The organism is Nocardioides pyridinolyticus, from assembly GCF_054653575.1.
In genome coordinates, this window is record NZ_BAAIFY010000004.1 from 1 (window position 1) to 20,205 (window position 20,205).

The 20,205-nt window shown below is 71.8% G+C and carries 21 protein-coding genes and 1 tRNA gene; 13 read left to right on the forward strand and 9 right to left on the reverse strand.

The genetic code is table 11. From position 1 onward, the window contains the following. Positions 1 to 102: 102 nt before the first annotated feature. Positions 103 to 351: a hypothetical protein gene (locus tag ACYQ0U_RS04800; RefSeq protein WP_459969986.1), complete on the reverse strand. Its 249-nt coding sequence runs from the start codon at positions 349 to 351 to the stop codon at positions 103 to 105. A gap of 102 nt (positions 352 to 453) precedes the next feature. After that, positions 454 to 537 (reverse strand) — tRNA-Leu (locus tag ACYQ0U_RS04805). 182 nt (positions 538 to 719) lie between these two features. Between ACYQ0U_RS04805 and ACYQ0U_RS04810 the strand changes: the two genes are divergently transcribed. Genes ACYQ0U_RS04810 through pknB form a run of 7 tightly spaced genes read left to right on the forward strand, consistent with a single transcriptional unit; the run spans position 720 to position 9,248 of the window. Then, entirely contained in the window at positions 720 to 1,427 is a 708-nt protein-coding gene (locus ACYQ0U_RS04810) for an FHA domain-containing protein (RefSeq protein ID WP_459969991.1), read from the forward strand. Positions 1,428 to 1,434: 7 nt separating this feature from the next. Next, positions 1,435 to 1,908 carry an FHA domain-containing protein FhaB/FipA gene (locus tag ACYQ0U_RS04815; RefSeq protein ID WP_459969995.1) on the forward strand — a complete coding sequence of 158 codons (474 nt, stop codon included), beginning with the start codon at positions 1,435 to 1,437 and terminating at the stop codon, positions 1,906 to 1,908. 6 nt (positions 1,909 to 1,914) lie between these two features. Further along, positions 1,915 to 3,216: a PP2C family protein-serine/threonine phosphatase gene (locus ACYQ0U_RS04820; RefSeq protein WP_459969997.1), complete on the forward strand. Its 1,302-nt coding sequence runs from the start codon at positions 1,915 to 1,917 to the stop codon at positions 3,214 to 3,216. Continuing rightward, positions 3,216 to 4,619 carry an FtsW/RodA/SpoVE family cell cycle protein gene (locus tag ACYQ0U_RS04825; protein WP_459970000.1) on the forward strand — a complete coding sequence of 468 codons (1,404 nt, stop codon included), beginning with the start codon at positions 3,216 to 3,218 and terminating at the stop codon, positions 4,617 to 4,619. Before ACYQ0U_RS04820 ends, ACYQ0U_RS04825 begins: the two co-directional genes overlap by 1 nt. Before the next feature lie 18 nt (positions 4,620 to 4,637). Beyond that, on the forward strand, positions 4,638 to 6,110 hold the full coding sequence (locus tag ACYQ0U_RS04830; RefSeq protein WP_459970002.1) for a peptidoglycan D,D-transpeptidase FtsI family protein: 1,473 nt from the start codon (positions 4,638 to 4,640) through the stop codon (positions 6,108 to 6,110). Further along, positions 6,107 to 7,420, forward strand: coding sequence for a serine/threonine-protein kinase (locus ACYQ0U_RS04835; RefSeq protein ID WP_459970004.1), 1,314 nt, complete (start codon positions 6,107 to 6,109; stop codon positions 7,418 to 7,420). The genes ACYQ0U_RS04830 and ACYQ0U_RS04835 overlap by 4 nt, the downstream gene beginning before the upstream one ends. 16 nt (positions 7,421 to 7,436) lie before the next feature. Next, positions 7,437 to 9,248 carry a Stk1 family PASTA domain-containing Ser/Thr kinase gene (gene pknB / locus ACYQ0U_RS04840; protein WP_459970005.1) on the forward strand — a complete coding sequence of 604 codons (1,812 nt, stop codon included), beginning with the start codon at positions 7,437 to 7,439 and terminating at the stop codon, positions 9,246 to 9,248. Here pknB and ACYQ0U_RS04845 read toward each other — a convergent pair. Next, the gene (locus ACYQ0U_RS04845; RefSeq protein WP_459970006.1) at positions 9,178 to 10,008 is read right to left on the reverse strand and encodes a DUF881 domain-containing protein; all 831 of its coding nucleotides are present in this window, start codon (positions 10,006 to 10,008) and stop codon (positions 9,178 to 9,180) included. The two genes, pknB and ACYQ0U_RS04845, sit on opposite strands and share 71 nt — an antisense overlap. Before the next feature lie 51 nt (positions 10,009 to 10,059). On the opposite strand from ACYQ0U_RS04845, the gene ACYQ0U_RS04850 reads away from it, so the two are divergent. Next, on the forward strand, positions 10,060 to 10,512 hold the full coding sequence (locus ACYQ0U_RS04850) for a cell division protein CrgA (protein WP_459970007.1): 453 nt from the start codon (positions 10,060 to 10,062) through the stop codon (positions 10,510 to 10,512). A 237-nt stretch (positions 10,513 to 10,749) separates the two neighbouring features. On the opposite strand, the gene ACYQ0U_RS04855 is transcribed toward ACYQ0U_RS04850, so the two are convergent. Further along, on the reverse strand, positions 10,750 to 11,682 hold the full coding sequence (locus tag ACYQ0U_RS04855; RefSeq protein ID WP_459970008.1) for a rhomboid family intramembrane serine protease: 933 nt from the start codon (positions 11,680 to 11,682) through the stop codon (positions 10,750 to 10,752). Positions 11,683 to 11,696: 14 nt separating this feature from the next. Beyond that, positions 11,697 to 12,203 (reverse strand): peptidylprolyl isomerase, encoded by a 507-nt coding sequence (locus ACYQ0U_RS04860; RefSeq protein ID WP_459970009.1) that lies wholly within the window; start codon positions 12,201 to 12,203, stop codon positions 11,697 to 11,699. A gap of 153 nt (positions 12,204 to 12,356) precedes the next feature. Here ACYQ0U_RS04860 and ACYQ0U_RS04865 point away from each other — a divergent pair, with 153 nt between their 5' ends. Both ACYQ0U_RS04865 and ACYQ0U_RS04870 read left to right on the forward strand, forming a co-directional pair. Continuing rightward, positions 12,357 to 12,956 (forward strand): DLW-39 family protein, encoded by a 600-nt coding sequence (locus ACYQ0U_RS04865; protein WP_459970010.1) that lies wholly within the window; start codon positions 12,357 to 12,359, stop codon positions 12,954 to 12,956. A gap of 76 nt (positions 12,957 to 13,032) precedes the next feature. Beyond that, on the forward strand, positions 13,033 to 14,634 hold the full coding sequence (locus ACYQ0U_RS04870; RefSeq protein WP_459970012.1) for an IS1182 family transposase: 1,602 nt from the start codon (positions 13,033 to 13,035) through the stop codon (positions 14,632 to 14,634). 184 nt (positions 14,635 to 14,818) lie between these two features. On the opposite strand, the gene ACYQ0U_RS04875 is transcribed toward ACYQ0U_RS04870, so the two are convergent. The 4 genes from ACYQ0U_RS04875 to ACYQ0U_RS04890 form a co-directional block, all read right to left on the reverse strand. After that, entirely contained in the window at positions 14,819 to 15,814 is a 996-nt protein-coding gene (locus ACYQ0U_RS04875; protein ID WP_459970014.1) for a 1-acyl-sn-glycerol-3-phosphate acyltransferase, read from the reverse strand. Positions 15,815 to 15,880: 66 nt separating this feature from the next. Then, the gene (locus ACYQ0U_RS04880; protein ID WP_459970016.1) at positions 15,881 to 16,705 is read right to left on the reverse strand and encodes a patatin-like phospholipase family protein; all 825 of its coding nucleotides are present in this window, start codon (positions 16,703 to 16,705) and stop codon (positions 15,881 to 15,883) included. Continuing rightward, positions 16,702 to 17,127, reverse strand: coding sequence for a DUF3817 domain-containing protein (locus ACYQ0U_RS04885; protein ID WP_459970018.1), 426 nt, complete (start codon positions 17,125 to 17,127; stop codon positions 16,702 to 16,704). The genes ACYQ0U_RS04880 and ACYQ0U_RS04885 overlap by 4 nt, the downstream gene beginning before the upstream one ends. Next, the gene (locus ACYQ0U_RS04890; protein WP_459970020.1) at positions 17,124 to 17,888 is read right to left on the reverse strand and encodes an SURF1 family protein; all 765 of its coding nucleotides are present in this window, start codon (positions 17,886 to 17,888) and stop codon (positions 17,124 to 17,126) included. The genes ACYQ0U_RS04885 and ACYQ0U_RS04890 overlap by 4 nt, the downstream gene beginning before the upstream one ends. Before the next feature lie 61 nt (positions 17,889 to 17,949). Here ACYQ0U_RS04890 and ACYQ0U_RS04895 point away from each other — a divergent pair, with 61 nt between their 5' ends. Genes ACYQ0U_RS04895 through ACYQ0U_RS04905 form a run of 3 tightly spaced genes read left to right on the forward strand, consistent with a single transcriptional unit; the run spans position 17,950 to position 20,204 of the window. Beyond that, positions 17,950 to 18,684, forward strand: coding sequence for a FadR/GntR family transcriptional regulator (locus ACYQ0U_RS04895; protein WP_459970022.1), 735 nt, complete (start codon positions 17,950 to 17,952; stop codon positions 18,682 to 18,684). After that, positions 18,684 to 19,409 carry a sterol desaturase family protein gene (locus tag ACYQ0U_RS04900; RefSeq protein ID WP_459970024.1) on the forward strand — a complete coding sequence of 242 codons (726 nt, stop codon included), beginning with the start codon at positions 18,684 to 18,686 and terminating at the stop codon, positions 19,407 to 19,409. The genes ACYQ0U_RS04895 and ACYQ0U_RS04900 overlap by 1 nt, the downstream gene beginning before the upstream one ends. Positions 19,410 to 19,427: 18 nt before the next feature. Continuing rightward, positions 19,428 to 20,204, forward strand: coding sequence for an MBL fold metallo-hydrolase (locus tag ACYQ0U_RS04905; RefSeq protein ID WP_459970026.1), 777 nt, complete (start codon positions 19,428 to 19,430; stop codon positions 20,202 to 20,204). Position 20,205 lies beyond the last annotated feature (1 nt).

The window sequence follows — 20,205 nt, forward strand, 5'->3', positions numbered from 1 at the left end:
CCCGTGACATCCGTGGTGCTGTCCCGACGGCAGGGTTGGCAGACAGCCAACCGCGCTTGACGGCGTATCCGAAGACTCCGTAGACCAGGCCGTGATAGTTAGTTAGGGGTCCGCCTCGCCGACCGGTCGGACGAAGCCCTCGCCCTTTACCCAGCCGGCCGGCCACCTCTGGCCAGCAGCGTCCACCATCTTCTTGATGCCGTCGGCCCGCGCGAGGTTCTGCGCGTCGGTGCCAGCGCTGAAGACCTCGAGCTGTATCGCGCCGTCACCGAAGCCTCCCAGACGCCACTTCACGCGCGCCGAGATCCCGCCGTCGGTGCGGCGTCGCTTCTCTATGTATGCAATGTCCAAACCTCTCCGAGTAGAGGCTGGTGCACCCTTCGTGCGCCCTTGGGCGTTCAGGCTAACTCCGGAAATGAGTAAAGCCCCAGGTCATCCCCGGGGCTACTCACGTGCGCGAGGGGGGAGTTGAACCCCCACGTCCTTTCGGACACACGGACCTGAACCGTGCGCGTCTGCCTATTCCGCCACTCGCGCGTGAAGCACCCGAAGGCTATCCCAGCGCGTCGGTCTGGCCCAAACCGGGGCGGATGGGCCCGCTTCGTTACGATCGGTCAGAACCCGGGGAGCCCCTCGCGCGGTTGGACCGGCCGCGCAGCGGGCACGACCCACCCTGACATCCATCGGGCCACGATCACGGGACTGCGGAAGGAGGCGGCGTGGGCGGACTCCAGCGCCTCGAGAACCGGCTCGAGCAGATGATCTCCGGTGCGTTCGCCAAGGCGTTCCGGTCGGCGGTGCAGCCGGTCGAGATCTCGGCGGCGCTCCAGCGCGAGTGCGACAACAACGCGCAGATCCTCTCTCGCGACCGGCGCCTGGTGCCCAACGACTTCCACGTCGAGCTCTCCACGACCGACCTGGAGCGGCTGGCGCCCTACGACACGGCGCTCGCCGACGAGCTGGTCCGCCAGCTCAAGGCGCACGCGGACCAGCAGAGCTACGTGTTCCCCGGCCCGGTGTCGATCGGGTTCGAGGCCGCCGACGACCTGACCACCGGCCGGTTCCGAATCCGCAGCCGCGCCCAGGCCAAGGTCACCGGGTCGGCGACGCACACCCAGACCCGCCGGGCGCGCGCCCTGCTCGAGGTCAACGGCACCCGGCACCCGCTCCAGGTCCCGGGTCTGGTCGTGGGCCGGGGCACCGACGCGGACCTGCGGATCAACGATCCGGGCGTGAGCCGCCGGCACGTCGAGTTCGTCGTGAGCGGTGACGAGTCCGCGCTGTCGATCCAGGTCAACGACCTCGGCTCCACCAACGGCATGCTGGTCGACGGGCACCGGATCACCTCCACCGGCGTACGGGACGGGACCCAGGTGAAGATCGGCAACACGACGATGACGGTCCGGCTCATCGAGGAGGAGCAGTGATCACCAGTTGTCCGAGCTGACCCTCTTCCTGATCAGGATCGCCTACCTGGCCATCCTGTGGATCTTCGTCCTCTCCGCGATCTCGGTCATCCGCTCGGACATGTTCGGCGCGCGGGTCCCCGAGGCGGCGCGCGGCGCCCGCGCGGGCAAGCCGCCCAAGCAGCCCAAGCCGCCGAGCAAGCGCCGGGGCGCGCCGACCCACGTCTACGTCTCCGCCGGCTCGAACGCCGGTGAGCGCGTCGAGCTCGACCGGGCCCCGATCCTCATCGGGCGCGGCGCGGACGCCGCGATCCGCCTCGACGACGACTACGTCTCCACGCGGCACGCCCGCATCGCCGCCTCGGGCGACCAGTGGTTCGTCGAGGACCTCGGCTCCACCAACGGCACCTACGTCGGCACCGTGCGCATCACCCAGCCGACGACGCTCTCGCTCGGCACCCAGGTCCGGATCGGGAAGACCGTCCTGGAGCTCAGGAAGTAGCCGGCGATGACCGACGGCACCTCCGGCGCGCCCGCGCACCTGCGGATGCGGTTCGCGGCGACCTCCGACGTCGGCCGCGTGCGCAAGGACAACCAGGACTCCGGGTACGCCGGGCCCTGGCTGCTCGCCGTCTGCGACGGTGTCGGCGGCGCGGAGCGCGGTGACATCGCCTCCGCGACCGCGATCGCCCAGCTGCGCCGGATCGACGTCCCGCCCACCGACGACCCCGACCACGACCTCCTCGGCCGGGTCGCGGGTTCCCTCCACCGGGCGCACGACCGGATCGGCGAGCTCGTCGACGAGGACCCGGGGCTCAACGGCACCAGCACGACCGCGACGCTGGCGCTCTTCGACGGCCATCGGGTCGCCATGGGCCACGTCGGCGACAGCCGCGCCTACCTCTACCGCGATGGCGAGATCACCCAGCTCACCTCCGACCACACGTTCGTGCAGACGCTCATCGACGAGGGCCGGATCACCGAGGAGGAGGCGCGGGTCCATCCGCACCGCAACCTGATCCTCCGCGCGCTCGACGGCGTGCACGAGTCCGAGCCGGACCTGTTCGTCATCGAGCTCGCCGCCGGCGACCGCCTCCTCCTCTGCAGCGACGGCGCCAGCGGCGTGCTACCCGACGAACGGCTCGCCGACATCCTCTCCGGCGGCAGCGCCGAGTACGCCGCCGTGGAGCTCGTCCGCGCGAGCCTCGAGGCGGGCAGCTCCGACAACGTCACCTGCGTGGTCGCCGACGTGGTCCCCGACGACGGCAGCCCCGAGGCGCCGCCGCTGGTGGTCGGCGCGGCCGCCGACCCCCGGCCCCGCGGGCGCGGGGTGGCCGGCATGGGCGGGCTCTTCCGCGGTCACCGCTCCGGCGACACCGGCGAGCTCGAGCCGGTGCAGGCCGACATCCCCGACGACCTCCCCGGGTTCGCGATCAACAGCGACCCGATCGACCCGGAGCAGGCGCGCTACGCGCCCCGCCCGCCGCGCCGCTTCGTGTGGCTCAAGCGGATCTTCGCCACGCTGGTCGTGATCGGCGTGGCCTGGGTCGGCCTCGCCTACGCCTACGCGTGGACCCAGGACCAGTACTTCGTCGCCGAGCACGACGGCTCCGTCACGATCTTCCGCGGCGTCAACACCGAGATCGCCGGGTTCGCGCTGTTCGAGCCGTACGAGACCAGCGACGTCCAGGTCGACCTGCTCAGCGACATCGAGGCCGACCGCGTGCGCGAGGGCATCGCCTACGACAACCTCGCCGACGCCGAGGCCAAGGTGCAGGACCTCGCCGCCCGTCAGGAGCAGGTCGAGTGATGGCGCAGGCCGGCAGCTTCCTGGGGTTCGTGCACCGGCGTCGCCGGGGCGCCGAGCTCTTCCTGCTGATCCTCGCCCTCGCCGTCGGCATCGGGGCGTACGCCGCCGTCGGCATCGGCGTGGATCAGGAGGTGCCAGCCGACCTGTTCGGCTACGGCGGCTGGCTGGCCGCCCTGCTCATCGGCACCCACGTCGTCATCCGCGTCGTCGCGCCGTACGCCGACCCGGTGCTGCTCCCCGTCGTCGCGGCCCTCAACGGCCTCGGTCTCGCGGTCATCCACCGCCTCGACCTCGCCGCCGAGGACGCCGGCCGCAAGGCCGACTACGCCCAGCAGCAGCTGACCTGGATGACGCTCGGGGTGATCCTGTTCGTGGCGACGCTGCTGATCATCCGCGACCACCGGGTGCTCCAGCGGTTCACCTACACCAGCGGCCTCGCGGCGATCGTGCTGCTGCTGCTCCCGATGCTGCCCGGCCTCGGCAAGACCGTGAACGGCGCCCGGATCTGGATCCAGCTCGGCCCGTTCAACTTCCAGCCCGGCGAGTTCGCCAAGGTGCTGCTGGTGATCGCGTTCGCCGGCTACCTCGTGCTGCACCGCGACGCCCTCGCGCTCGCCGGCCGCCGCGTGGTGTTGGTCGACCTGCCGCGCGGCCGCGACCTCGGCCCGATCCTCGTGATGTGGCTGGTCAGCCTCGGCATCCTGGTCTTCCAGCGCGACCTCGGCTCGAGCCTGCTGTTCTTCGGCGTCTTCCTGGTGATGCTCTACGTCGCCACCGAGCGGCCGGGGTGGCTGATCGTCGGCGGCATCATGTTCGCCGGCGGCGCGGCCACGGCGTACGTCCTGTTCCACCACGTGCGCGAGCGCTTCGACATCTGGCTGCACCCCTTCGACTACTACACCGCCGAGCAGGGCGGCCAGAGCTACCAGCCGGTCGAGGCGATGTTCGGCCTCGGCTGGGGCGGGCTGATCGGCCGCGGCTTCGGCGAGGGCGACCCCTACCGGGTGCCGCTGGCCAACTCCGACTACATCGTCGCCGCCGTCGGCGAGGAGCTCGGCCTGACCGCGGTCATCGCGGTGATCATGATGTACGGCCTCATCGTCGAGCGCGCGCTGCGCACCGCGCTAATCTGCCGCGACGGCTTCGGCAAGCTGGTGGCCACCGGTCTCGCCACCGTGCTCGCCGTCCAGGTCTTCGTGGTCGTGGGCGGCGTGACCGGGCTGATCCCGCTGACCGGCCTCACCACGCCCTTCCTCTCCTACGGCGGCTCCTCGCTGCTGGCCAACTGGGTCATCGTCGCGCTGCTGCTGCGGATCTCCGACCAGGCCCGGCGCCCGGTCCCGCGCCTGTCCGACGACACCGCGGCCATCGACTCAGACGCCACTCAGGTCGTGAAGCTGTGATGGCCGGGTGATGACGCGATGAACAAGCCGATCCGGACGATCAGCATCTTCTGCCTGCTGCTGTTCCTGGCGCTGATGGTCAATGCCACCTACCTGCAGTACTGGCAGGCCGGCGACCTCAACGACGACCCGCGCAACCGGCGCGAGATCGTGGCGTCGTACTCCCGCGAGCGCGGCGCGATCCTCACCGGCCGCACGACGATCGCGGAGAGCGTCGAGTCCGACGACGAGTACCAGTACCAGCGGACCTACCCGAAGCCGTTCGTCTACGCTCCGGTCACGGGCTGGTTCTCCTACTACTCCCAGACCGGCATCGAGGCGTCGGAGAACGACGTGCTCTCCGGCGAGGACTCGCGCCTGTTCGTCACCAAGCTGGTCGACCTGCTCAGCAACGACCCCCCGCAGGGCGGCAACGTGCAGCTGACGATCGACCCCGAAGCGCAGCAGGCCGCCTTCGACGGGCTGTCCGCGGTCCCGGCCGTCCAGGGCGCCGTCGTGGCCATCCAGCCGTCGACCGGGAAGATCCTGGCGATGGTGTCGCTGCCGACCCACGACCCCAACAAGCTGGCGTCGCACGACCTCCGGTCGGTGACCCAGACCTTCGACCGGCTCGAGAGCGACCCGACCGAGCCGCTGCTCAACCGGGCGATCCAGACCCGGCTGCCTCCCGGCTCGACCTTCAAGGTCCTCACCGCGGCCGCCGCGATCGAGAAGGGCCTCTACAAGGCATCGGACAACGTGCCCGGCGGCGACACCTACCAGCTGCCGCTGACCGGGGACAGCCCGTCCGGCGTCATCGACAACGAGGGCCGGGCCTGCGGGTCGAACGGCGGCCGGATCCCCTTCACCCAGGCGATGGAGCAGTCCTGCAACACGACGTTCGCCCAGCTGGCCGGCCAGGTCGGCGCGGAGGACATGCTCGACACCGCCGAGGCGTTCGGGTTCAACAGCCACTACCTCGACGACCTCAACCCGCAGGCCGAGTCGGTGTTCCCCGCCGAGCTCGACGCCGCCGAGCTCGGCCAGACCGGCTTCGGGCAGTTCGAGGTCGCCGCGACGCCGCTGCAGATGGCGATGGTCGCCGCCGGCCTGGCCAACGGCGGGGTCGTGATGAAGCCCTACCTGGTCGACGAGCGCCAGTCCGCCGACCTCGACGTGCTCGACAAGACCGACCCGCAGGAGCTGTCGCAGGCCGTCTCCCCGACCACGGCCAGCGAGGTCACCAAGCTGATGGTCGCCACCGTGGACGAGGGCACCGCCAGCCCGGCCGCGATCCCGGGCATCTCGGTCGCCGGCAAGACGGGTACGGCGCAGAGCGGCGTCGACGACGTGCCGCCGTACGCCTGGTTCATCTCCTACGCCCCGGCCGACAACCCCGAGGTCGCGGTCGCCGTGATGATCCAGAAGGCCGACATCGACCGCGGCGAGATCGCCGGCGGCCTGATCGGCGGCCCGATCGCGAAGGCCGTGATGGAGGCGGTGATCAAGTGACCGACCGGACCGCGGAGACGTTCGCCGACGACGCCGGGCGCTACCGACTCCAGGAGCGCCTCGCCACCGGGGGCATGGGCGAGGTGTGGCGCGCGACCGACACGAGTCTGGGCCGCGAGGTCGCGGTCAAGCTGCTCAAGCAGGAGTACGCCGACGACCCGTCCTTCCGCGCCCGCTTCGAGACCGAGGCGCAGCACGCCGGCGCGCTCCACCACCCCAACATCGCGACCGTCTACGACTACGGCGCGGGCGAGGACGGCCGGCCGTACCTCGTCATGGAGCTGGTGGACGGCCAGCCGCTGTCCGCGCTGATCCGCCCGGACACCCCGATGGACCCGGTCGCCGTGCGGCAGCTGCTCGCTCAGGCCGCCGACGGCCTCGCGGCCGCGCACGCCGCCGGGATCGTCCACCGCGACGTGAAGCCGGCCAACCTGCTCGTCACGCCCGACCGCCGCGTGAAGATCACCGACTTCGGCATCGCCCGCGCCGCCGAGGGGATGGGCCTGACCCAGACCGGCGAGGTCATGGGCACTCCCCAGTACCTCTCGCCCGAGCAGGCCCAGGGCCAGACCGCGACCGCGGCGTCCGACGTCTACGCGCTCGGCGTGGTGGCGTTCGAGTGCCTGGCCGGCCGGAGGCCCTACGTCGCCGACACGGCCGTCGCGACCGCGCTCATGCACCTGCGCGAGCCCGTGCCGGCGCTGCCCGACGACGTGCCGGCCGACCTCGCCGCGGTCGTGCGCCGCGCGATGGCCAAGCTCCCCCAGGACCGGTACGCCGACGGCGCGGCCCTCGCGGCCGCCCTGCGCGACCCGGCGACCGCCGCCACCCGGATCGGCGCCGCCCCGGTCGCCGCCGACACCGCGGTGATGGCGCCGGTCCACGCCGGTCCGACCGCCGGGCACCGACCCGACGAGGACGAGCGGATCCGCAAGCGGAGCTCCGCGTGGCCGGTGCTGCTCGTGCTGGCGCTGGTCGCCGTGGCGGTCATCGGGATCCTGCTGCTCGCCCGGGCGACGGGCGACGAGGAGGAGCCGACCGACCAGCCGAGCGAGACGCCCTCGCAGACCCAGCGCTCCGAGAGGTCCTCGCCGGAGCCGACGACCGAGGCACCGACCTCCGAGGCACCGACCGAGACGCCCACCGAGACCCCGAGCGAGACCCCGACGGAGACCCCGACGGAGACCCCGACGGAGACGCCCCCCGAGACGCCGACCGAGACGCCCACGGAGACGCCCACCGAGACTCCGACCGAGTCACCGGCGACGACCCGCACCGAGACACCGTCCCCCAGCGCAGCGAGCAGTTAGGCCAGGTCTTCCGCCCATGAGCAACCAACCGCCGACCCTCATCGGAGGTCGCTACGAGCTCGGCGAGCTGCTCGGCCGAGGTGGCATGGCCGAGGTGCGCAAGGGCACCGACAGCCGGCTCGGCCGGATCGTCGCGGTCAAGCGCCTGCGCACCGACCTGGCCAGCGACGCGACCTTCCAGGCCCGCTTCCGCCGGGAGGCGCAGTCCGCCGCCTCGCTCAACCACCCCGCCATCGTCGCGGTCTACGACACCGGCGAGGAGCCGGCCACCGACGGCTCCGGCATCTCCCAGCCCTACATCGTCATGGAGTACGTCGCCGGCCGGACCCTGCGCGACATCCTCCGCGAGGGCCGCAAGATCCTGCCCGAGCGGGCGCTGGAGATCACCAGCGGCGTGCTCTCCGCCCTCGACTACAGCCACCGCGCGGGGATCATCCACCGCGACATCAAGCCCGGCAACGTGATGCTCACGCCGAGCGGCGACGTCAAGGTCATGGACTTCGGCATCGCCCGGGCGATCAGCGACGCGTCCTCGACGATGACCCAGACCGCCGCCGTCGTCGGTACGGCGCAGTACCTCTCCCCCGAGCAGGCGCGCGGCGAGACCGTCGACTCCCGCTCCGACGTCTACTCCGCCGGCTGCCTGCTCTACGAGCTGCTGACCGGACGGCCCCCGTTCGTCGGCGACAGCCCCGTGGCCGTGGCCTACCAGCACGTGCGCGAGCCGGCCCTCCCGCCGTCGGACCACGACACCGACCTCCCGCCCGAGATCGACGCGATCGTGATGAAGGCGCTCGCGAAGCGGGTCGAGGACCGCTACCAGTCGGCCGCGGCGATGCGCAGCGACATCGAGCGCTACCTCGCCGGCCGTCCGGTGCAGGCCCAGGTGCCGCCGCCGGCGCCGACCCCCTCGCCGTACCCCACCGCCGCGACGCAGGTCGTCGCCGCGGCCCCGGGCGAGGACGACGACTCCTCGCGCGGCCGCACCGGTCTCCTCATCGCGCTCGGCCTGCTGCTCGTGGTGCTGATCGCCGGCGCGGCGTACCTCATGCCCCGGCTGTTCGAGTCCGCGCCCGAGGAGGTCGCGGTGCCGAGCGTCGTCGACCGGAACGAGAACCAGGCCCGCCGGCTGATCGGCGAGGCGGGTCTCGCGGTCGGCGCCATCGACCGCGAGAACAGCGAGACCGTCGAGGCCGGCAGGGTGATCCGCCAGGATCCAGGCGCCGACGAGTTCGTCGCCCCCGACAGCCAGGTCGACCTGGTCATCTCCCTCGGCCGGCCCGAGGTGCAGGTGCCCGACGTGATCGGCGACTTCCGCGAGGACGCCCAGGACCAGCTCGAGGAGGCCGGTCTCCGGGTGCGGTTCGAGGAGGAGGACTCCGACGAGGACGAGGGCCGGGTCCTCCGGACCGACCCCTCGCAGGGGCAGACCGTCGCGGACGGCACCACCGTGACCGTGTTCTACTCCGACGGCCCCGAGGAGATCCCGAACGTCGTGGGGATGGTGGAGCCCGAGGCCAAGAACACCCTCCGGAACGCGGGCTTCAAGGTCGAGACGATCGAGAACCCCAACTCCACCGAGCCCGCCGGCACCGTGATCAGCCAGTCGCCGCGCGGCGGCACGAGGGCGGACCAGGGCACGACGGTGACGCTGGTGGTGTCGAGCTTCGTGGAGCCGACCGAGTCGCCGACGGAGCCGACGGAGCCGACGGGGTCGCCGACCGAGACCACGACCGTCCCACCGGTGACGGAGCGGCTCAGCTCCCCGCCTGGTCGAGCGGGACGGCGAAGGTCAGGTCGAGCAGGCCGTCGTACGCCGGAGCGGTGACCGAGTCCTCGAGCGTCAGCTCCCAGCCGAGCGCATAGTCCGGGTCGGCGGAGAGCTGGCGGTAGATCCCGACGTACTCGTCGTGCTCGATCGCGGTGAGCAGGTCGCCCTGGTCGCCGACCGCCGAGATGACGTAGGGCTGGGGGTAGGGCACGCCGTGGAGCTGGACCGCGTTGCCCTCGCACTTGATGCCGGTGGTCGACACGATCCGCTGGCCCGCGACGGTCACGGCGGTGGCGCCGCCCTGCCAGAGCGCGTTGACGACCGCCTGGATGTCCTGCTGGTGCACGAGCAGGTCGTTGATGTTGCCGGTCGTGGTGTTGATGAGGTCCTCGGGCGCGTCCGAGAGCGTGATCGTCAGGCCCGCACCGGACCGCGGCTCGAGCCCGGCCGGATCCTTCAGCTCGGCGATCCGGCGGTGGTAGCGGTTGACGTCGCGGTCGCTCATCGCCGCGCTCAGCGTCGCCACCTGGGCGTCGAGGTCCGCGACCTCCTGCCGCAGTGCGTCGTACTGCTCGGACTCGTCCTGCACGAGCGAGGCCAGGTCGGTGTAGCGGCCGGGACGCAGGTCGGCGCCGTCGGAGCTGGCCGCGCTCACCACGAAGAGCGAACCGCAGAGCAGGACGACCACCGGCGTCCCGATCCGCCACGCGCTGCGCGGGCGACCCGGCTTCGGCCGACCTCCGGGGAGCGGGATCCGGCGCGCGGGCGCCCCGGAGTCGTCGGACTCCGGGGGTCGAGCATGGGTTCCCGTGGTCACGACGACTAAGGTAACTCGGAGTTCTCAACCGACCATGATCCAGGAGCACCCGTGGCCAAGGCCCCCGTGGACCCCCTCGCGCCGCAGCGCGGTCCGATCCTCTCGCCGCGATTCATCGTCGCCATCGTCCTCATGGTGCTCGGCATCGCCTGGATCGCCTACTACTACCTCGCCTTCGACCCGACGGCCTTCCCGCCGAACGACGACGCCTCCCCGGCGTTCATGGGTGACCTCGGCGGCTGGAACTACCTGATCGGGTTCGGCCTCCTGCTCCTCGGCCTCGTCGTCTCCGCCCACCCCTCGACCCCGCTGGGCCGCGGCCGCGGCGTGGTCGTCGGCATGCTGGGGTGCTTCCTCATCGGGCTGCTGTGGATCTGCACCTACTACGTCTTCAGCAACGACATCTCCGCCATCCCGGTCTTCGACGACCTCGGGCAGAAGAACCTGATGGTCGGCATCGGCTTCATGGCGGTCGGCTTCACCTTCGCGACCCGCTGGGAGTAGCCGCCGGGTCGGCGCAGATGCATGGACGCCGGTCGGTCCCTCGGGACCGGCCGGCGTCGGTCATTTGTCCACATTGGGGATAACTGCTGTGGAGAACTACATCGATGTAGTTCTCCACAGGCGCTTCCACAGCTGTGCACTTCCGAGGGGTCTCGGCTGCTGACCGCCACGACGCGGGGGACACGCCGAGCCGCCCGGGCGCGGCGCCCGGGTTCCGGCTGCTGACCGCTGAGACCCTCAGGCGAGCGCGGCGCTGCGCAGGATGATCGCGAGCGCGGTGAGCGCACCGATGGCGACCATGCCGGAGACCTGGAAGAGCGTGCGCCTCGAGCCGCGCGGGGCGTGGACGAGGACGGCCGCGACGGCGGCGCCGCCGATGAAGCCGCCGAGGTGGCCCTGCCAGGAGATCCCGGCGAAGAGGAACGTGAACGCGAAGTTGATCCCGATCCAGGTGAGCACCGTGCGGTAGTCGCCGCCGATCTTGTGGACGACGACCAGCAGCGCGCCCATCAGGCCGAAGATGGCGCCGGAGGCGCCGACGGTGGTGGTGTACTCGCCGGAGAACCAGTAGACGAACGCGGAGCCCGTCAGCGCCGAGAGCAGGTAGAGCGCGAGGAACCGGGCCCGGCCGATGGCCAGCTCGAGCTGGGGACCGAGCACGTACAGCGCAAGCATGTTGAACGCGATGTGCCATGGCTGCGCGTGGGTGAACGCGCTGGTCATCAGCTGCCAGTAGGCGCCGTCGGCGACGCCGGGCACCCAAGTGGCGCCGCCGATCTGGTTGCACACCTGCTCGGCGCCGACACCGCGGTAGTAGCCGCCCTCGGCGGTGCAGAGGCCGCGCGCGTGCAGCGACAGCCAGTTGTAGAGCCAGCCGCCCTGGCCGCCGGCCGCCAGGACCGCGAGCCAGACGACGGCGTTGATGCCGATCAGCACGAACGACGTCAGCCCGGCGTTCGTGGGTCGCAGACCGCCGTACGCCGTGCGGCCGCTGCGCGTGGCCTTCCTGCCGTCCGCCACGCAGTCGGGGCACTGGAAGCCCACGGCCGCGTCGCGCATGCAGTCCGGGCAGATCACCCGGTCGCAGCGCTGGCAGCGGATGTAGGACTCCCGGCCGGGGTGCCGATAGCAGGTCGGCACCCCGGTCTCGGGCGTCGGAGACTCAGTCATTCCTGGGAGTCAGCTCAGCCCTTGAGCTCGACGGACTCGATGACGACGGGCTCGACCGGGCGGTCGCCCGGGCCGGTCGCCGTGCTGGCGATCGCGTCGACGACGTCGCGGCCGGCCTGGTCGGCGACCTCGCCGAAGATCGTGTGCTTGAAGTTCAGCCAGGTGGTCGCGCCGACGGTGATGAAGAACTGCGAGCCGTTGGTGCCCGGGCCGGCGTTGGCCATCGCGAGCAGGTACGGCTTGTCGAAGGTCAGCTCGGGGTGCGGCTCGTCCTTGAAGGTGTAGCCCGGGCCACCGGTGCCGGTGCCGAGCGGGCAGCCGCCCTGGATCATGAAGCCGGAGATCACGCGGTGGAAGGTGAGCCCGTCGTAGAAGGGGCCGGAGTGCCCGTTGCCGGCGTCGTAGGCCTTGCTGCCGTCGGCGAGGCCGGTGAAGTTCGCGACCGTCTCGGGCGCGTGGTTCGGGAACAGGTTCAGCGCGATGTCGCCGCGGTTGGTGTGCAGGACGGCCTGGTCAGCCATGGTTGCCTCTCGCTCAAGGTGGGTACACCCGGGGCGTACCTCGGGCAGATGTGCGTCCCCGATCCTCGCACGAGCGCCAAGCAGCCTGACGCTGGTGACCCCCCGGGTGCCATGATCGATTGCGACAGGACTCGACGAGAGGAAGTGCCGACGATGGGTCTCCGCAAGAACAAGTCCCTCCTCGACCAGGCCACCGACACCGTGAGCCAGTACGCCGACCAGGTGAGGCCGCAGGTGGAGAACGCGGTGGCCGTGGCGAAGGAGAAGGCGGGCCCCGCGCTCGCCGACGCCAAGGCCAAGGCCGGCCCCGCTCTCGCCGACGCGAAGGCGAAGGCGGCCCCCGCGCTCGCCGACGCCAAGGCCAAGGCCGGCCCGGTCGTCGCGACCGGTGCCGCGCTGGCCGCCGAGAGGCTCGCCGCCGGCGCCCAGGTGGTCGCCGACAAGGCGAACGAGGTCTCCACGACCGCGACCGCGGCCGCCGCGCCCAAGAAGAAGGGCGGCAAGCTCAAGAAGCTGCTGCTCATCACCGGCGTCGCCGCCGCGGCGGCGTTCGTCGCCAAGAAGCTGCGCGGCGGCAACGAGAGCCAGAACTGGCAGTCGTCCTACACGCCGACCCCGGCGCCGCGGGCCACCGAGGCCGACCCGGGCGGTGCCTCGCCGACCGAGGCGATCGCCGACCAGGCCGAGTCGCCGCACCCGGTCACCACGCCGGACGACCCGGCCGAGGTCGTCGAGGTCGACAAGAAGGACTGACGCCAGGTCCGCTAGGAGACTGCTGAACAAAGGCGCGCCTCCCACGGTCGCCCGGTGGTGGTGAAATCCTGTGGGTATGCAGGGTGAGTCGGATCGGCAGCGTGAACTGCTGGACGTGGAGTCGGTGGCGGGGCATCTGCTCGAGCCGGGCGGCGTGTTCGCGTTGCTGGCTGAGCATCGTGACCGGTTGTTCCCGGTCGAGTTGTTCGCCGATCTGTTCCCGTCGGGGCGTGGGCGGCCCTCGATCCCGGGCGAGGTGGTCGCCTCGGTGATCGTGTTGCAGGCGTTGTACGGCCATTCGGACCGTGAGGCGGTCGACGCGTTGACCTTCGATCTGCGGTGGAAGGCGGCGTGTGGGTATGCGATCGACGCGAAGGGCTTCGATGCCTCGACGTTGACCTACTGGCGGCGCCGGCTGGCGGCCAGCGAGCGGCCGCAGCGGATCTTCGAGGTGGTCCGCGACGTGATCGACCAGACCGGGGCGGTGGCGGGCAAGACGCGGCGGGCGCTGGACTCCACGGTCCTCGATGACGCGGTCGCGCGACAGGACACCGTGACCCAGCTGATCGCCCAGATCCGCCGGGTCGGCCGCGAGGTCCCCGACGCCAAGAACCTCATCGGGGCGCACTGCACCCGACTGGTTGCGTTGACCGGGCAGGATTACAGCTCGACGGGGAAGCCGCCGATCGCGTGGGACGACCGGGCTGCCCGCGACGAGCTGGTGTCCGCGCTGGTGGGCGACGCGCTGGCGCTGCTCGCGGCCCTCGATGATGAGGTCGGACTCGAGCAGATCACCAGGGCGGGCGGGCGGCCGGCTGAGGCGGTCGCGTTGCTGGCGCTGGTCGCCGGGCAGGACGTGGAGCCGGCTGAGGACTCTGATGGCACCGACGGCCGCTGGCGCATCGCCCGCCGGACGGCTCCGGATCGGGTGATCTCGACCGTGGATCCCGACGCCCGGCACGCGCACAAGACCCGGGAACGGCGCCAGGACGGCTACAAGGCGCATGTGGTGGTCGAGCCCGACACCGGATTGACCACGGCGGTGAGGTTGACCAAGACGAACGGCGCTGAGAATTCCGACGCGAACGTCGGCGCGGACCTGGTCACCGCCGACACCACCATCGGCGCAGGCGAGGCCGTCGAGGTGCTCGGCGACTCGGCCTACGCCAGCGGCGACATGCTCCATCAACTCAACCAGAGGAACTGGACGCCTCTGGTCAAGCCGTGGCCGATCAAGCCGGCCGTCGAGGGTGGCTTCACCATCGACGACTTCGTCTACGACGCGATCGCCAACACGCTGACCTGTCCCGGTGCCCTCACCCGCAGCCCGTCGCCGAAGGGCACCGTCACCTTCGGCGCCGCCTGCCGAGGTTGCCCGCTACGCGAGCAGTGCACCACCTCAGCATCTGGCCGCAGCGTGGTGATCGGCGAGCACCACCACCTGCAACGCGAACACCGGCAGCGAGCCGCCGACGACGGCTTCCAAGCCGTCTACCGCCAGCATCGACCGATGGTCGAACGCTCGATCGCCTGGCTCACCCGAGGCGCGCGCCGCGTGCCCTACCGCGGGATCGAGAAGAACAACAACTGGCTCCACCACCGCGTCGCCGCCCTCAACCTGCGCCGCCTCCTCGCCATGGGCCTCACCGTCCAGAACGGGACCTGGGTCCTCGCCTGAGCGCGAGCCCGCGGACCCTTGCGCCGTCCACCGCCAGTCGCTCAGCATGGCTGCAGGCGGGTGGAACGACCCTCGTTGTCGCACCCAGAGTGCTGACCAGAAATGCCGCTCGACGGCCCACCTTGAGGCGCTCCACCCGCCGCCCACCACTGCCGCTCCTGAACGCACCTTGTTCAGCAGCCTCCTAGGGGCGGTTCGCGGCGATCCAGTCGTCGATCCGCTCCCACCAGCTGTACAGCCAGTCGATCCGCTCCTCGCGGCCGGCGGGGATCTCGTCGCGCGGCACCTGCCACCACCGCATCACGATCTGCTTGTCCATCGGCAGCTCGCGCCACACGTCACCGACGGTGAGCAGGTGGTCGAGGCCGGTGTGCGCGACGAGCACCACGTCGGCCTCGGGAGCGGCGTCGAGCGCGGCGAGGAAGCCGCCGGGCCGCGGCGCGAGCACATGGATCATCCGCTCGGCCCGCTCGGCCATCCGCTCCATCCCGAGCCGGCGCAGCCGGTCGATGGCCCGCTCCCGCCGGCGGGGCGTGAAGTTGCCGCCCTCCGGGAAGATCACGAACGCGTCGTTCTCGTCCAGCCCGGTGGCCAGCGAGGCGATCTGGTCCTCGAGGTTCTCGCCGCCCCGGGGGTTCGGGGTGATGAAGCGCGCCGGGATCCGGTTGAGCAGCACGTCGATCGCCGGGTCCCAGGCGAGGGTGTCCTTGAGGACCACCCGCGGCTCGCGGCGGTACCACGCCATCAGCGTGTGGATCAGCACGAACGAGTCGCCCGGCCCGGCGTGCCGGCAGCAGACCAGGATGGGACGACCCGGGTGGGCGTTCGGCGTCGGGCCCTCGGTGCCGATGGTCAGCCGCAGCACCCGCCGCGCCTCGCGGAAGAAGACCCACATGGTGCCCTGCACCAGGTCGTAGTGGATGCCCTCGAAGTACGGCGTGCGCAGCCGCCACCCGAAGCCGCTGGCGATCCAGAGGCCGAGCATCGTCAGCAGCAGCAGGGCCTCGCAGGTGATGTAGACGATCGCCACCCACAGGATGCGCAGCGGGCGCAGCCGCCCGCGCACGAGGGGCGACAGGGCCGCGGCGCCGATCAGCCAGAACGGCAGCGTCACCCAGATCAGGGCGGCGAGCCCGATGACCGCGGGGGCGACGACCAGCCGTCGCAGCACCCACCTCACCGGGGGCTCACCCGCCTGCTCACCCGCCTGCTCACCGGGCCGGTCACCAGGCTGATCACAGGCTGATCACAGGGTCTCGTCGAGGTAGGCGACGGACGCGGCGTACGTCTCGTCGATCCGCTGCTGGACGCCCGAGAAGTCCCGGCTGCCGAGCAGGCTGTCGTCCTTGGCCGAGGTGCCGCGCGCGGGCAGGACGTAGGCCTCGACGCCGGCGGGGAGCTCCTCCCGCTCGCGGTTGAACCGGTGCCGCCGGGCGATCTCGAAGGACACCCGCGCCACCTCCCACGGGCGCCGCGGCACCGACAGCGGCCGGTCGATCCGGCCGACCTGGAGCACGAAGACCCGGGTCGCGCCGAGCTGGACCGCCCGGCCGAGCGGGACGGAGTTCACGATGCCGCCGTCGAGGTAGTGCTCGCCACCGACCCGGGCCGGCGGCAGCAGGCCTGGGACGGCGGCGCTGGCGACGACCGCGTCGACGACCCGGCCCGCGTCGAACCAGTGCTCCGCCGCGCGCTCGATGCTGGCCGCGCACACCTGGAACCGGACCGGCAGCTCCTCGAAGGTGAGGTCGCCGAACTCCTCGTCGAGCGCCTGGCGCAGCGGCTTCGACGACCACAGGTGGGTGCCGGTGCTCATGGCCCGGCGGACCGTGCGCAGCGGCTTGTCGCCGTAGACCTGCGTGGTCTGCTCCGACGCGCCCTGCCAGAGGGCGGTGAGCTTCTCGATGACCCCGAGGTCGGGCTGGCGGGCGACCAGGGCACCGTTGAGGGCGCCGATGCTGGTGCCCAGCACCAGGTCCGGGACGATGTCGCGCTCGAGGAGCGCTCGGAGCATCCCGACCTCGACGGCGCCGAGCACACCGCCGCCGCCGAGCACGAATGCGGTCGTCACACGAGCGAGTGTTCCACCGGCGCCGGGTGCTCGGCACGGACCCGCGCCGTCGCCCGGTGCTCGGCCCAGAAGCTGAGGAGCGGGATCGTGCCGCAGGCCAGCGTCACGACCGTGAACCCGATGGGCCACCTGGCCTTGCGGGAGAGCAGGAACGCCGTGACGAGGAAGATCATGTAGAGCCAGCCGTGAGCGACGCCGAGGTACTCGGTGATCGCCTCGCCGAGGTGGTGGGCGTCCGAGCCGGCCGCCCAGATCTCGGGCGTGCTCGGGAAGATGCCCCACATGCCGGTGCCGTCGAAGTTCGCGAGCGGTACGCCGATCAGGATGAGCACCACGAGCAGGACGCCGACGATCGTCGCCATCACGCGGTAGGCGAGCAGCGGGCGGCGAAGCTCGGGGTCGACCGGGGGCTTGTGGCTCACGATCCCGACGGTACCGGGTCGTCGTGCGGCGTCCCGGCGCCAGCCTCGGTGGGGGTCACGGGTTCGGTGACCTCGCGCACCCACCGCCACCAGATGAACGCGGCGAACAGCCCGAAGATCCACCACTCCACGGCGTAGAGGAAGTTCTTCAGGCCCGTGGTCGCGCTGGCCTCGGGCAGCTGCTCGAGGTCGGCGGCCTCGAGCCCGTCGCCCGGCTGCGTCGCCACGACGTAGCCGCCGTACAGGTCCTGGTCGACGTGCTGGATGACGTCGGCGAGCCGCAGCTGCGGGAGCACGTCGTCGTTCGGGTCCTCGTCCATCTGCCCGGTGCCCTCGCCGGGCTGGAGCCAGCCCTCCACGTCGGCGGGGCCCGCCGGTGGAGCGGGAGCCTCCTCGACCGTGGGGGTCCACCCGCGCACGACCGGGATGGCGGCGTCCCCACCGGCGACGGTCACGGGCGTCACGGCCCAGTAGCCGTCGCGGCCGGCGTGCTCGCGCCCGGCGACGTAGACGGTGCCCTCGGGCACCCAGTCCCCCGTGACGGTCACCGGCTGGCCGACGCGGTTGCCCGGGAACGGGTCGTCGGGCCCCATCGCCTCGCCGAGCGCGATCGTCGTCGCGTCGGTCAGGTCGGCGGCCTCGGCCTCGCGGTGGGCCTGCCAGGCGCCGAGCTGCCAGAAGCCGAGCCCGACGGCGACCCCGACACAGGCCAGCGCCAGCAGGTGCGCACCCCAGAACCGCGGGGCGAGCTTGGCGTGCACCCTGCCAGCGTACGTGGCACCCTACTGGTCATACCACTTGACCTCCTGCTACGGTCGCGGCATGCCGCTCCAGCCCGTGACCCGCCGCTCCGTGCCCGACGAGGTCTTCGACCAGGTGCTGTCCGAGGTCGTCGACGGCGGCATCGGCGCGGGCGAGCCGCTGCCCAGCGAGCGCCGGCTCGCCGAGGTGCTCGGGGTCTCCCGCCCGGCGGTCCGCGAGGCGCTCCAGCGGATGGCCCAGACCCGGCTGCTCGACGTCCGCCACGGCGGCGCGACGACCGTGCGCGACTTCAAGCGGTACGCCGGTCTCGACCTGCTGCCGCAGCTGCTGGTGCGCGGCGGCGAGATCGACACCGCCGTCGCCCGCAGCGTGCTGGAGGCCCGGCTCGTCGTCGGCCCCGGCGTCGCCGCGCTCGCCGCCGAACGCGGCGGCCCGTCCCTCGAGGCCTCGCTGCTCGAGACCGTCGACCGGCTGGCCGCGACCGAGGACGGCGTCGAGCGGCAGGTGCACGCGCTGGAGTTCTGGGACCAGGTCGTCGACGCCGCCGACTCGATGGTCTTCCGGCTGATGTTCAACAGCCTGCGCGCGGCGTACGAGCCCGCGCTCGAGGCGCTCGCCCCGATGATGGCCGAGGAGGTCGGCCAGGACGGCGCCTACCGGCTGCTCACCGCGGCGATCGGCTCGGGAGACCCCGAGACCGCGCGCGCCGCCGCCGACCGGGTGCTCCGCCCGGCCACGACCAGCATCCTGTCCGCCCTCTCGGCCCTCTCGGCCCTCTCGGCGCTGGAGGACTGATGACCAGGAGCAGTCTCGAGGTGGAGCGGGCCGCCGCCGAGCGGTTGGCCGCCGACGAGCGGCGCATCACCGGCTCCCGCCGCACGAACGTCTCGCTCGGCACCGCGTGGCGCTCCTTCTGGCGTGCGCCGAGCCCGTGGCTGATCTCGACGTTCCTGGCCGCCGCGGTCGTGGGCCGGGTGCTCGCCGGGGCCGGTGCCTGGTGGGAGCTGCTGATCCCCGCCGGGCTGATCGCGCTGTTCCCCGCCCTCGAGTGGGTCATCCACGTCTGCATCCTGCACGGGCGCCCGCGACAGGTCGGGCCGGTGCGCATCGACTCGCTCCTCGCGCGGGAGCACCGCGCCCACCACGCCGACCCGCGCGACATCCCGCTGGTGTTCATCCCGTGGCGCGCGGTGCTCTGGCTGCTGCCGGCGTACGTCGTCGTCGCCTGGCTCGCGACCCCCTCCACCACGAGCATGCTGTCGCTGCTGGTGGCGGTCTACGGCATCAAGCTCGGCTACGAGTGGACGCACTACCTCGTGCACAGCGACTACCGGCCGCGCTCGCGGTGGTTCCGGTCGGTGTGGCGCAACCACCGGCTGCACCACTACAAGAGCGAGCACTACTGGTTCACGGTCACCACGGCCGGTACGGCCGACCGCCTGTTCGGCACCTACCCCGACCCGGCCGGCGTGGAGACCTCGCCCACCGTGCGGTCGCTGCACTCCCGCGGAGCGCTCTGACGCGGCAGGATCGCCGCCATGACGGTCCGTCACCTCAACTGCGCCTCGATGCGCCCGCTCGCCACCGCGCCGATGGTGGCGCACTGCCTGCTGGTCGAGCGCCCGGCCGGGCTCCTGCTGGTCGACACCGGCTTCGGCACCGGCGACTGCGCCGACCCGAAGCGGCTCGGCCAGCCGTTCCGCGCGGTCGTCCGGCCGGTCCTCGACCCCGCCGAGACCGCGGTCGCGCAGGTTCGGGCGCTCGGGTACGACGCCGCGGACGTCACCGACATCGCGCTCACCCACCTCGACCTCGACCACGTCGGCGGCATCGGGGACTTCCCCCACGCCCGGGTGCACGTCTTCGCCGACGAGCTCGAGGCGGCGCTCCACCCGACGATGCGGGAGAAGGCCCGCTACCTCGAGGTCCAGCGCGCCCACGACCCCGACTGGGTCCGCCACGACGTGCCCGGCGACGCGTGGTTCGGCTTCGGCTCGGTGACCGCCCTGGACGACGACGTGCTGCTCATCCCCCTCCAGGGCCACACCCGCGGCCACTGCGGGGTCGCCGTCCGGCGTACCGACGGCAGCTGGCTACTCCACGCCGGCGACGCCTACTTCCACGCCTCCGAGAAGCAGACGCCACCCGCCCCGCCGTTTGCGCTCAAGGCGTTCCAGGTCCTGATGGGCGTCGACAACCAGCGCCGGCTCGCCAACCAGGAGCGGCTGCGCGAGCTCTGGTCCTCACACTCGGACGAGGTCACGATCTTCTGCGCCCACGACCCGAGCGAGTACGCCGCCCTCGCAGGCTCGTGAA

Coding starts and splice junctions, on each gene's coding strand:
- ACYQ0U_RS04820 (WP_459969997.1), top strand. CDS start 1,915: ATGACCGACGGCACCTCCGGCGCGCCCGCGCACCTGCGGATGCGGTTC.
- ACYQ0U_RS04825 (WP_459970000.1), top strand. CDS start 3,216: ATGGCGCAGGCCGGCAGCTTCCTGGGGTTCGTGCACCGGCGTCGCCGG.
- ACYQ0U_RS04830 (WP_459970002.1), top strand. CDS start 4,638: ATGAACAAGCCGATCCGGACGATCAGCATCTTCTGCCTGCTGCTGTTC.
- pknB (WP_459970005.1), top strand. CDS start 7,437: ATGAGCAACCAACCGCCGACCCTCATCGGAGGTCGCTACGAGCTCGGC.
- ACYQ0U_RS04855 (WP_459970008.1), bottom strand. CDS start 11,682: ATGACTGAGTCTCCGACGCCCGAGACCGGGGTGCCGACCTGCTATCGG.
- ACYQ0U_RS04860 (WP_459970009.1), bottom strand. CDS start 12,203: ATGGCTGACCAGGCCGTCCTGCACACCAACCGCGGCGACATCGCGCTG.
- ACYQ0U_RS04865 (WP_459970010.1), top strand. CDS start 12,357: ATGGGTCTCCGCAAGAACAAGTCCCTCCTCGACCAGGCCACCGACACC.
- ACYQ0U_RS04870 (WP_459970012.1), top strand. CDS start 13,033: ATGCAGGGTGAGTCGGATCGGCAGCGTGAACTGCTGGACGTGGAGTCG.
- ACYQ0U_RS04895 (WP_459970022.1), top strand. CDS start 17,950: ATGCCGCTCCAGCCCGTGACCCGCCGCTCCGTGCCCGACGAGGTCTTC.
- ACYQ0U_RS04900 (WP_459970024.1), top strand. CDS start 18,684: ATGACCAGGAGCAGTCTCGAGGTGGAGCGGGCCGCCGCCGAGCGGTTG.
- ACYQ0U_RS04905 (WP_459970026.1), top strand. CDS start 19,428: ATGACGGTCCGTCACCTCAACTGCGCCTCGATGCGCCCGCTCGCCACC.